8 protein-coding genes are annotated in these 11,658 nt (G+C 71.3%); 4 read left to right on the top strand and 4 right to left on the bottom strand.

Going from position 1 to position 11,658, the window contains the following annotated elements; translation table 11 throughout:
• Positions 1-58: 58 nt before the first annotated feature.
• Together EF387_RS42515 and EF387_RS42520 are read right to left on the bottom strand one after the other, a co-directional pair.
• Positions 59-823 (bottom strand): glucose 1-dehydrogenase, encoded by a 765-nt coding sequence (locus EF387_RS42515; protein WP_128381957.1) that lies wholly within the window; start codon positions 821-823, stop codon positions 59-61.
• Complete coding sequence (locus EF387_RS42520; protein ID WP_162467323.1) at positions 820-1,290, bottom strand: VOC family protein; 471 nt, start codon at positions 1,288-1,290, stop codon at positions 820-822. The genes EF387_RS42515 and EF387_RS42520 overlap by 4 nt, the downstream gene beginning before the upstream one ends.
• 160 nt (positions 1,291-1,450) lie before the next feature.
• Between EF387_RS42520 and EF387_RS42525 the strand changes: the two genes are divergently transcribed.
• Together EF387_RS42525 and EF387_RS42530 are read left to right on the top strand one after the other, a co-directional pair.
• On the top strand, positions 1,451-2,908 hold the full coding sequence (locus tag EF387_RS42525) for a benzaldehyde dehydrogenase (RefSeq protein WP_128381959.1): 1,458 nt from the start codon (positions 1,451-1,453) through the stop codon (positions 2,906-2,908).
• Positions 2,909-2,951: 43 nt separating this feature from the next.
• Positions 2,952-4,652, top strand: a complete 1,701-nt coding sequence (locus EF387_RS42530) for a thiamine pyrophosphate-binding protein (protein ID WP_128381960.1) — start codon at positions 2,952-2,954, stop codon at positions 4,650-4,652.
• A 51-nt stretch (positions 4,653-4,703) separates the two neighbouring features.
• Here the strand turns inward: EF387_RS42530 and EF387_RS42535 are convergent, their stop codons facing one another.
• A complete protein-coding gene (locus tag EF387_RS42535) occupies positions 4,704-5,549 on the bottom strand; it encodes a carotenoid oxygenase family protein (RefSeq protein ID WP_128381961.1) in 846 nt (281 codons plus the stop codon).
• 765 nt (positions 5,550-6,314) lie between these two features.
• Positions 6,315-6,899, bottom strand: a complete 585-nt coding sequence (locus EF387_RS49580) for a calcium-binding protein (RefSeq protein ID WP_128381962.1) — start codon at positions 6,897-6,899, stop codon at positions 6,315-6,317.
• Positions 6,900-7,367: 468 nt separating this feature from the next.
• Here EF387_RS49580 and EF387_RS42550 point away from each other — a divergent pair, with 468 nt between their 5' ends.
• Both EF387_RS42550 and EF387_RS46930 read left to right on the top strand, forming a co-directional pair.
• Entirely contained in the window at positions 7,368-10,385 is a 3,018-nt protein-coding gene (locus EF387_RS42550) for a helix-turn-helix transcriptional regulator (protein ID WP_128381963.1), read from the top strand.
• A 421-nt stretch (positions 10,386-10,806) separates the two neighbouring features.
• The gene (locus EF387_RS46930; RefSeq protein ID WP_155589828.1) at positions 10,807-11,148 is read left to right on the top strand and encodes a calcium-binding protein; all 342 of its coding nucleotides are present in this window, start codon (positions 10,807-10,809) and stop codon (positions 11,146-11,148) included.
• Positions 11,149-11,658: the final 510 nt, after the last annotated feature.

Genomic DNA, 11,658 nt, shown 5'->3' on the forward strand with positions numbered 1-11,658 from the left:
GGGACCCGAACTCGTGGGTCCCGCCCGGCACTTGCCTCGTCATCCTCTGCCGGAGGGTTCACATCGCCGATGCCCCCGCGTCGACCGGCAGACCGACCCCCGTCACAAAGCTCGCCTGGTCCGAGCAGAGCCACACCACCGCCGCCGCGACCTCCTCCGGCTCGCCGAGCCGCTTGATGGCCATGCGGCTGACCCACTGGGCGAGCTGATCGTCCGTCAGCACCTCCATCAGCGGTGTGCGAATGGAGGCAGGACACACGGCGTTCACCCGGATCCCGGACTCGGCGTACTCCACGGCGGCCGTCTTGGTGAGGCCGAGCACACCGTGCTTGCTCGCCACGTACGCTCCGAGCAGCGGCGGCGACACCAGCCCGGCCAGGGAGGACGTGTTGACGATCGCGCCGGTGCCGCCCTGGGTGAGCATCTGCCGGATCTGGTGCTTCAGCCCCAGCCAGACGCCCTTGAGGTTGACGGCGATGACCCGGTCGAAGTCGGCGGCCTCCATGTCGACGAGGCTCGCCTGGTGCTCGACGCCGGCGTTGTTCAGCGCGAAGTCCAGCCGCCCGTAAGCCCGTACGGTTTCGGCGACCAGCCGTTCCTGGTCCGCCTCGCGGGTGACGTCGCCGGGAACGAAGACGGCACGGCCGCCCTCCTTGCCGATCAGCTCGACCGTCTGCTCCCCGCCGTCCCGGCAGCTCTCCAGGTCGCTGACGACCACCGCGGCACCCGCGCGTGCGAAGGCGAGCGCGCTGGCCCGGCCGATACCGCCGGCGCCGCCCGTGACCAGTCCGGACTTCCCCTTCATGAACGGTGTGCCGGTCACAGCGTTGCTCCCTCGCGAATCTGGATCAGCTCGATCAGGTTGCCTTCGGGATCGGCGAGATAGCCGAAGCGGACATCGGGGTGGGGGGCCGGGCCTGGTGGCACGATCACCGAGGCGCCCGCGGCGAGCACTCGGGCGTAGAGGCCGTCCAAGTCGGTCACCCGAAGGCAGAAATGCCCGTAACCCTGGCGCAGTACGGCCGAGTTCGGGTCGGACGCGGGGGGCGAAGGGACCGAATCGGGGCGGGACATGAGCTCCACCGCGTAGCCGTCGGCGCCGCGCAGCACCACAGCACGCATGCACTGGTCCTCGACCTCGAAGCGGAACTCCTCGGTCAGTCCGAGGGCCTTGGTGTAGAAGACGACGGCCGCGTCGAGATCACGGACCGACAGTCCGACGTGGTCGAGGGTCGTGGTTGCGGTCGAGGCTTGGGGCGGCGCTGCCGCCGTGGGGTGCATCGAGCACATCGCTGCCTCCTGCGGAGTAGTCAACAATCTGAGATATCTAAGCAGTCTGACCATGTCAGCAACAAGGCTTCTGCAGGTGGAAGGACCACCTGTGCACAGGTCTTGCGATATTCAGATACTCGACAATAGTGTGATGTCTAATCACTTCAGGGAGTGCATCGTGAGCCTTCTCGACGCGGACACATGGACTACGAAGATCTTTGCCGACGGCTGGTCCGGCGGTTCCGGCGGGACCGCCCCGGTCATCGAGCCCGCCACCGGGGACCGGCTCGGCGCCATCGGGCTGGCCGACGCGGAGGACGCGCGCAAGGCCGCCACCCGAGCGGCGGCCGCGCAGGCCCAGTGGGCGGCCCGGCCGCCCGGGGAGCGGGCCGCCGTCCTGCGCAGGGCCGGCGCACTGTGGGAGGCTCACGCCGAGGAGATCCAGGACTGGATCGTCCGCGAGAGCGGCGCCATCGGCCCCAAGGCGGCGCTGGAGACCCACATCGCCGCCCAGGAGTGCTACGAGGCCGCCGCGCTGCCCAGCCATCCGCACGGCACCGTACTGCCGTCCGACGAGGCACGCTGGAGCTTCGCCCGGCGCCGCCCGGCGGGCGTGGTCAGCGTCATCGCCCCCTTCAACTTCCCGGTCATCCTGTCCATCCGCTCCGTCGCCCCGGCCCTCGCGCTGGGCAACGCGGTACTCCTCAAGCCCGACCCGCGCACGGCGGTGTGCGGCGGAGTCGCCCTCGTACGGATCTTCCAGGAAGCCGGTCTGCCGGAGGGCCTCCTCCAACTACTGCCCGGCGGCGCCGACGTGGGCGAGGCCGTGGTCACCGCTCCCGAGGTCCGCGTCGTCTCCTTCACCGGATCCACGGCGGCGGGCCGCCGGGTCGGAGAGCTGGGTGCCCGCCATCTCAAGCGCACCCACCTGGAACTCGGCGGCAACAACGCCCTCATCGTGCTGCCCGGCGCGGACCTGGCACTGGCCGCCTCCGCCGGCGCCTTCGGCTCCTTCATGCACCAGGGCCAGATATGCATGTCCACCGGTCGCCACCTGGTCCACGAAAGCCTGCACGACGCCTACGTGGAAGCCCTGTCCGCCAAGGCCACCCACCTGCCCGTCGGCGACCCGGCGTCCGGTCAGGTCGCGCTCGGCCCGCTCATCGACGACCGGCAGCTCGGGCGCGTCGACGACCTCGTGCGGCGGACCGTGGCCGCCGGCGCCCGGCTCGCCGCCGGCGGCACCTACCAGGACCTCTTCTACGCCCCGACCGTGCTGGCGGCCGTGACCCCGGCGATGCCCGCCTGGACGGACGAGGTGTTCGGCCCCGTGGCGCCCGTCGTGCCCTTCGCCACGACGGAGGAGGCCATCGCTCTCGCGTCCGAGAGCGAGTACGGACTCTCCCTCGGCATCCTCGGTGACGTCGGCGACGCCATGGCCATCGCGGACGCGGTTCCCAGCGGCATCGTCCACATCAACGAGCAGACCGTCTCCGACGAGGCCAACGCCCCCTTCGGCGGCGTCGGCGCCTCCGGTACCGGTTCGCGCTTCGGCGGCCCCGAGGCCAACATCGAGGCCTTCACCGAGACCCAGTGGCTGACCGCGCGCCCCCGGATCGCCCCCTACCCGTTCTGACCGGACACCCTCAACCAGCACCCAGAACAGGAGTCGCGCCGCCATGGGCGAGATCAACGCCGGTCAGGCCATCGTCAATGCCCTGCGGGCCGAGGGCGTCAGCCATGTCTTCGGCATGCCGGGCGGTCATGTTCTGCCCCTCTACGACGCCATCCACCGCACGCCCGGCATCAGCAGCTTCCTGGTACGCCATGAGCATCACGCGGCGGCCATGGCGGCGGCGTACGCCCAGCTCACCGGCGAGCCCGCCGTGGTCCTGGTCACCGCCGGACCGGGCGTCACCAACACCCTCACCGCGGTCGCGGAGGCATACGTCGGGGCCCTGCCCATGATCGTGCTCGGCGGCCGCGGCGCCACAGCGACCGCGCACCGGGGCGCCAGCCAGGAGGTCGCCACCGACCAGGTGTTCGCCCCCGTCACCAAGTGGTCGGTCCGGGTCGACCGGGCCGACCTCCTCACCGACGTCCTGCGGCAGGGCTTCGCCCGCGCCCGCGGCGGCAGGCCGGGCCCCGTCCTGATCGACATCCCGCGTGACCTGCTGACCCTCGACGTCCCCGACAAGCCGTACCTGCCGGTCGGCCCGCCCGCCCGGCTCGCCGCCGATCAACCGGCCGTCGACGCCGCGGCAGCGGCCCTCGCCGCTGCCCGCAGCCCGCTCCTCGTCGCGGGTGGCGGAGTCGCCTCCTCCGGCGCCTTCGACGAACTGCGCGCCCTGGCCGAACGCCTGTCGGCCCCCGTACTGGCCAGCCTCGCCGGACGCGGCAGCCTCCCCGACGACCATCCCCTCGCGGCCGGTGGCCTCGGCGCCCACCGCAACCCGGTCGCCAAACGGCTGCTCGCCGAGGCGGACGTGGTCCTCGGCCTCGGCACCCGCTTCGAGGAGATGGAGACCAACTGGCAGCCCACCGCCCTCCCGTCCCCCGACGCCACCTACATCCAGGTCGACATCGACCCGGCCGAACTGGGCCGCGCCATCCCGGCCCACGTCCCCGTCAACGGCGACATCAAGAGAGTCCTGGAGCAACTGCTCACCGCCCTGCCCGAGGACACACACGCCTCCCCCGGCCGCACGGAGCGCCTCCTCCAGGACATCACCGCCCTCGACGCCGCCGTCGACCGCATGGCACTCGACGACAGGGCCCCGATCCATCCCGCCCGCGTCATCCGCACCGCCCGCTCCGTCTTCCCCCGCGACACCGTCCTCGGCGTCGACGTCGGCGCCCTCGCCCAGCACATCGGCGGCGCGTTCCCCTTCTTCCGCGTCTACCGACCGCGATCCGTCATCACCCCGTCCAGCTTCTACGGCATGGGGTTCGCGGCCGCCGCCCTGCCCGCCGCCCGCCTGGTCCACCCGCGGCGGCCCGCCCTGTGCTTCGTCGGCGACGGCTCCTTCCAAATGGTCATGAACATCGTGCCGATGGCCGCCCAGTACGGACTCGCAGTCACCTGGTGCGTGCTCAACGACGACGCCCTCGGCTCCATCCGGGACCTCCAGGAACACACCTACGGCAACCGCATCCAGGACACCGAGTTCCCCTTCCAGCCCGACTTCGCCCGCCTGGCCGAGGCATGCGGCGCGTACGGCGAACGCGTCGACGACCCGGCCGCCGTACCTGACGCCCTGAAGCGCGCCCTCGCGGAGAACGCGGCCGGCCGCCCCGCCGTCCTGGACTTCGCCGTCGCGCGCACCCGGCTCGCGCAGACCAGGGAGCACTACTTCACGATCTACCCGCAGGACGACTGATCGGCGCCCGCTTCGGGCCCTCCGAAGCGGGCGCCGACCCAGGGCTCCTTGTCAGCCCGCGTCGGGGATCCAGCTGCCGTGGAAGCCGAGGGGGACCCTGGCCGGCAGGTGAACGGTGGCCACGGGATCCGCGGTGATGTCCTGGGCGGACAGGATGACCAGTTCCGTGGCGGAGCGCTCGGGGTTGTGCGCGAACGCCAGCACATGACCGTCGTCCTCGGCCACGCCGCCTGCCGCAGGCACGAAGACCGGCTCGCCGAGGGCCTGCCCCCGGCCGAATGTGCGGATCCCCTGGGTGCCGCGGTGCAGGTCGTGTTTGATGACCCGGTTGGAGAACGCGTCGTCACCGAGTTGGTCGAGTTCGCGGGTGCCGGCGAAGGACTCGATCAACTCGGTGGTGGCCGCCGTGTAGCCGTAGCGGTACGGCAGCGAGGTCAGCCGGTCGTTGATCCGGGGGAACTCCTGCGGCCGGTCGTCGAGGCGCTGCACGGTGGCCTTCCCCGCGGCCGGGTCGAGGGTATAGCGGTCCAGGGCGGGCGTGCCGTGGCCTTCGATGGAGCCGGTGGCGTCGGCCATCATCCTCGGGTGGGTGACCACATCCAGAACCACGCGCTCCCCGTCGTCGTAGGCGTTCAGCGTGTGGAAGATCCATACGGGATCCACATCAACCCACCGCACGTCGGCCGCGGTTCCCGCCCGCGGCATCACCCCTATGCGGGCCTGGTACACGTCGTTCCACTCGTAGGGAACCGGTGCGCCGCGCAGGACGGCCTCGAGGCTGAAGGTGACCGGCAGGTCGTAGACGAGGACGTGGTTCCGGCTGGGCCTTGCGGACCACCCACGCCCGCGAGGAATCGACGTACGCCTCGATGTCGCCGAGCGCGTCGGCGGCGACATAGAACCTCCGCGGCCGCTTTGACCGGGTCACCGCCGCGGCCACCTTCCCCCGGTAGTACCGGCCCCCGTCGATCCGCCGCACGGGCAGCTCGAACGTCAACAGCGACCCGCCCTCGCCCGCCGCAGCCCGGACGACGTCAGCAGCCGCACGAAGGCCACATTCCGGTCCTCCAGCCGACCCACCCAGCCCGGCCGCAGCAGGCCGTAGCGCGTGTGGCCGATCCAGAAAACGACGAAGGCCCGGCTCCTGCGAACGTCGCGGTGAGCCGGGCCTTCGCCCTGGGGAGAGCGAGCGACTGTTGTCCGCGGACAACAAACTTCGGCCACTGGCCTCTCCAGCCAGTCCCCTGTTCCGCCGGTGGCAACGGGCAGGTGTCGGGAGCAAGTCGGGCTACGACGTGGACCAACCTGGCCGCGGCCCGGCAGTTCCACACACCCGCGCCGTCCACCTCACCGTGCCCCGCAACGTGGACGGGACAGATCGGCATGCCCTGGCCCCGGCTCCCTCTGGGCCGCCCGTCGACTGCAATTTCTGCACTGGTCGCGTTGTAGGTGACGGGGTTCTCTCCGGGGACCTGCCAGGCTTGAAGCGTCTCGTGAAACGAACGAAGACCTGCGTGGCCGCGGCCCTGCACCGCCGACAGCACAGTACGACCGTCGGACGCCGCAGGACTCATCGCGGCTCGCGGGATCCCCCGGGCACAGGCATGAGCGGGAGAGGACCGAAAGGGTCCGCTCCCGCCGTTGGCCGAGCACCTAGAGGAGTCAGGCCTCGCAGTTGACCTCTACGTCGCCCACGTCCACTACGCAGTTGTCCGTGCCGGGGCCACCATTGGTGGAGTCGTTGGCGCCCACCTGGTCATTGAAGAACAGACGGTCGTTGCCCGCGTTGCCCTCACCGGTGTCCCTGCCGGGGCCGCCGACCAGGTCGTCGTCCCCGGAACCGCCGATGAGCGTGTCGTTACCGCCATCGCCGCCCAGGACGACGCGTTGGGTGACGGCCGCGGTCGCTGCCAGGGTGTCGTTGCCGTCGCCGCCGGTGATGCTCGCCCGCAGGTTGGCCGACAGGGTCACGGTGTCGTTTCCGTCGCCGGCACTGACCAGGACGGTGCGTGTGCCGGCCGGGCACCTGACCACCCTGACGGTGACCTGCGTGCAGCCGGATCCCGCCGTCACGGTGTCGCCGGTGTCGGCGATGGTGACCTCACTGCCGGACCCGGAGATGGTGATGCGGTTCGCCTTCCCCGCCGCGGCGGTGACGTTGATGACAGCCGAGTTCGCAGTCACACCGGTCGCGGCGTGGGCCTGACCGGCCGACAGCGCCGTCGCAGCGCCCACCGCCGCTGCCATCAACGTGGCCTGTAACGCTCTGCGCCTTGCGGTTGCCAATGCTCCTCCAGCCCATACAGATACATAGTCGTCTTGCCGTGACCCATCCTGGTCGCGGAGGGGAACGTGAACATGGGGGCTGATCCCCCAATTACCAGCCCGTTGAGGATGAAGGCGCCGGTAACGGCCCGCCGCTGGCGGCAGTCCTTGGGCCGTACTTCGGTGAGCCTGTGCGGGCACGCTGCGGTGAGGGCATGGATGACCCCCGTCGAAGGAAGAACAGCAGGCAGGGCATGTCCCCCGGGCCATGCCCTGTCCCCCCTGGCCTGCTGGAGGAGAGCGTGTCGTCCGCCGCCGCCGCGTACATGGGGGAAGAGCCCCCATGAGTGGTGCGGCCCCTGTGACTTGTGGGTACTAGGCTGTACGGGATCGAAGGAGTATTCGACGGGGGCGGGCGGGACATCCCGGAACAGGGCGCAGGGGGCCTGAGTGTTGTCGTTGTCGTCACCCGCGCTGGTCGGCAGAGAGCCGGAACGGGACCTTCTGGCCACGGCCGTCCGGTCGGCGGGCGAAGGGCGGGGCTCGACGGTGTTCGTGCTGGGCGAGCCGGGCATCGGCAAGTCACGCCTCGTCGAGGAGGCCGTAGCCGCCGCTGAACGTATCGGGTTACGGGTGCTGCGCGGGCGGGCCGCGACCGCCGGGCGCGCGGTGCCGCTGCGCCCGCTGGCGGAGGCCGTGCTCTCCGGACTGCGCGGTGAAGGTGCGCCCACGAACGGGGACTTGGGCCCCTACGAGCCGCTGCTGTCGCGGCTGTGCGGGCTGGCGCCGCAGGACGGCGCGCCGCTCGTGGGATACGCCGAGGCGGTGCTGCGGCTCCTTGGTGTCCTCGGGCGCACCGGCGGCTGTGTCCTGGTGCTGGAGGACCTGCACGACGCGGACGCCGACACGCTCACCATCGTCGACTACCTCACAGACAACCTCCCCGGTCAGCGGGCCGTCCTGCTGGCCACCCTGCGCGGTGGGCCCGGACCGGCCCTCGACCTCGCCGAGGCCTCGGCGTCCCGCCGTACGGCCCGCACCGTGCGCCTCGCCCGCCTCGGGCCCGCCCACACCGCGGAACTGGCCGCACGCTGTCTGGGCCACGACGACGCGGGGGCGGTACCGGCAGCCGTACTGGACCGTCTGCACGCCGTCTCCGAAGGCGTCCCCTTCGTCGTGGAGGAGCTGCTGCGAGCCATGGTCGACAGCGGCGACCTCGTCCAGCGGCGGGACACCGGCTGGACGGTGACCGGCACGCTGAGCTCCGGTGTGCCCGCGACAGTCGCCGCCGCTGTCCTCCAGCGCTTGGACCATCTCGCACCGCCCGGTGTCGCGCTCCTGGAAGCCGCGGCTGTCCTGGGCAGACGCTTCCCCGTGGACATCGCCGCCCGCGTCGCCGGGCTCGACCGGACCACGGCGCTCCGCCAGCTGCGGCACGCGGCACATGCCCACCTGGTCACCGACGGCACCACCGCGGAGGAGCCCGGCTGGCACACCTTCCGCCACGCCCTGACCGCCGACGCCATCGCCCACCGGCTGCTGCCCGCGGAACGGGCGGCGCTCTGTCTCGCCGCTGCCGACGCGATCGAGTCCGCCCACGCGGCGGGGCCGGAGCCGCGAGGTGCCGATTGGGCCCGGCGGCCCGGGGAGTCCAGCGCTCTGAACGGGGGTGACCCGGGCGGCGACCTCTACCGCCTGACCGCGGAGCTGTGCGTCGCCGGCGGGCAACGGGCACGGGCCGCCGTGCTGCTCACCCGGGCCGGCCGGCAGGCGGTCCTGCGGGGCGCGCTGCTGACCGCGGTGGAACTCCTCGATCGCGGCCTGGAATTGACCGCCGACGCCGCGGACATCTCCCCCGAGGCCGTGGCCGGGCTGCTGGAGGAACTGCTGGCGGCACTCGTCCTCACGGGCGACGTCCAGCGCGTGCCGGAGCTCGGCGCCCGGCTGGACCGCGTCCTGACCGCGTGGGGAGCGCCGCCCGCCCGGCGTGCCGCGGGTTTTCTGACGCAGGCCGGGGCCGCGGCCACCGTCCAGCGGTGGGAGGAGGGCCTGACCGCCGTCCGGCGGGCGAGGGAACTGCTCGGCGCCGAGCCCGACCCGGCGTCCCGCGCGGCCCTGGACGCGGTCGCCGCGCACCTGGTGCTCAACTCCCAGCGTCCGGACCGGCGGGAGACCGCCACGGCCCTGGCCGAAGGGGCCGTGGCGACCGCCGAGGAGGTCGGACTGCCCGAGGTGAGCTGCAAGGCGCTGAACATGCTCGGGTACTGCCTGAGGCCCCTGGACCTGGCCGAGGCGGAGAAGGTGTTCGAACGCCTGGTGGCCACGGCCGAGACCCATGCGCTGCCGGTCTGGCGGATACGCGGCCTGCTGGAACTCGGCGTGCTCGACCGGATCCGGTTCACCGGGACCGAGCGGCTGCAGGACGCGCGGAAGGCGGCCGAGGAGACAGGCGCGGTACTCATGACGGCCTGGGCCGACATGCACCTGGCGCTGGCCCATGTGCTGGGTGACGACCTGGACCGGGCCACGGAGGCCGGCCGGCGGCTCCGGACGAAGGCCCGCAGGCTGCGGCTGGACGAGGTGGAGCTGCTCGGCGCCGGAGTGGACGCCATCATCGCCACCATCCGTGGGGAGAGGGAGCAACTCCAGGCCGCGCTGCACGTCCTGGAGAGCGCACTGGCCGGACGGAGCGCCGGAGCGGTCTGGGGTTACGCCGACACCTCGGTGTGGGGCTGGGCCCAGGGCATCTGCTCCCTGCTGCGGGAGGAACACGACCGGGCGATGGCCGAGTTCACCAAGGCGGACCGGGTCATGCGGGCGCTGCCCAGCACCCGCGGGGTCACCGGTTTCCTGGGCCCGTACCTGCTCTTGCGTACCGTACGGGGCGCAGCCGCCTGGGCGGAGCTGGACGGGGCCGTCGCGAACCGGCTCACCGAGGTCCACTGGGACCAGCCCTTTGTCGGCTGGTCCCGGGCTGTGCTCCTTGGCCGGGAAGGCAGGCCCGCCGAGGCCGCCAAGGCCGCCGAAGAAGCCCTGGCCGGGACCGACACCATCCCCCTGGCGCGCCACTTGTGTCTGCGCCTGGGTGCTCAGGCGGCGCTCACCGACGGCTGGGGGCGGCCCGTGGAATGGCTGCGCGCCGCCGAGCAGTTCTTCCACGACCGGGGCACGACCAGGGTGTCGGCCGCCTGCCGCGCCCTGCTGCGGGAAGCGGGCTCTCCCGTGCCCCGCCGCCGCCAGGGCCACGAAACGATCCCGCCGGAGCTGCGCCGGACGGGGGTGACCGCGCGGGAGTACGAGGTGCTGCGCCTGCTCGGCCGCGGTCTCGGCAACCAGGAGATCGCCGAGCACCTCTTCCTGTCGCCCCGCACGGTCGAGAAACACCTCGCGAGCCTCAGGAACCGCACCGGGCGGAGCGGCCGGGCCGCCCTGATCACCCTGGCCCGCCGGTACGCGGACGGGCGGTGACTCCGCGCGTGTGTCAATCCCCTGGTTGCGTAGAGACGTTGGTTATGCGGCCCGGTCTTCCTGATCGGTCCGAGCTCGCGCTTCCTGGATGATCCGTTCGAACTCGACGGGTGGCTTCCCGCCAGCCGCGCTGTGTCGCACTCAGCGATGACTCGGGAGTGTCGCGGGCTCACGGACATGCTGAACCCGTTCACCGAGACCTCGACCAGTGGTTGGCGCAGGGATTCAACGACAGGAGCAGCACGAGAATGTCAACCAGCCAGGGATTACAGGCGGCAGCGACGGCAGCGTCGGTGGGTGTGGTGGTACTGCTGCCCGCCGGGCACGCATCATCTTCGACGAGCGCGACACGGTCACCGCCGGCACGGGCTGTACCCAGCGCACCGCCAACTCCGTGACCTGCCCGGCCGGTACGCGGACGATGTTCATCGATACGAAGGACCGCGACGACGCGGTGATTCTGGAGACCACCACCACGCGCACCCATGTTTACGGCGGGGCCGGCAACGACAGCGTCAACGCCTTGTCCAGTGATGTCCGCGTGGTCCTGAGCGGCGACGACGGCAACGACTCCCTGATGGGCGGAGACGACGGCGACACCATGTCCGGTGGCCGGGGCAACGACACCATGATCGGCGGTGCGGGCAACGACCTCATCACCGCCCAGGACGACGTGCCGGGCAACGACTTCACCGACGGCGGGGACGGAAGGGACAACTGCGCCGGGGACCCCGGAGACAGAGAGGTCTCCTGCGACGACTGACAGTGGGTCACCCATACCGTTCCGGGCCGCCGAGGTGATACAAGCGGCGCCCGGAATCGACGGACCCGCTCTCGCGGTCGCGGCGATCGCGGCCGTGGCGGTACCCACCACCGTGGCCGAAGCCCGCCCGGATGGCCGCCGTGCACGGATCCTAATCCCAGATGGCAAGGGGGTCTCGGTCAGGTAATTGGACTCTTCGCCCACGGACGTCAGCCTGCGGCATTCGGTCCGGATCTTAGTGGGCGGTTCGTGAGTCTTTGAGTGGATCTGCTGTCCCCTGATGGTGTGGTGGCGAGTCGGAATCTGCCGGTCCGCGGTTGTTGATCTGGTGATGTGATCGGGTGAGTGAACGCAAGCCGTATCCGAGTGACTTATCGGACGAGCAGTGGTCGTTGATCGGTGCGACACGAAGTCGCGCACTTCGAGTGAACTCGCAGATCGGAGGCCGGTTATAGACCGGATGCGTGGTTCCTGATCAGTGTTCGAGATCAGTCCCCGTCCTGGCGTGCG

It is taken from the genome of Streptomyces cavernae (genome assembly GCF_004023625.1).
Lineage (GTDB): Bacteria > Actinomycetota > Actinomycetes > Streptomycetales > Streptomycetaceae > Streptomyces > Streptomyces cavernae.

Bases quoted from the DNA above. Each gene is read 5' to 3' on its own strand.
- EF387_RS42520 (WP_162467323.1), bottom strand. From the start codon at position 1,290: ATGTGCTCGATGCACCCCACGGCGGCAGCGCCGCCCCAAGCCTCGACC.
- EF387_RS42530 (WP_128381960.1), top strand. From the start codon at position 2,952: ATGGGCGAGATCAACGCCGGTCAGGCCATCGTCAATGCCCTGCGGGCC.
- EF387_RS42535 (WP_128381961.1), bottom strand. From the start codon at position 5,549: ATGTCGCCGCCGACGCGCTCGGCGACATCGAGGCGTACGTCGATTCCT.
- EF387_RS49580 (WP_128381962.1), bottom strand. From the start codon at position 6,899: ATGGCAGCGGCGGTGGGCGCTGCGACGGCGCTGTCGGCCGGTCAGGCC.
- EF387_RS46930 (WP_155589828.1), top strand. From the start codon at position 10,807: ATGTTCATCGATACGAAGGACCGCGACGACGCGGTGATTCTGGAGACC.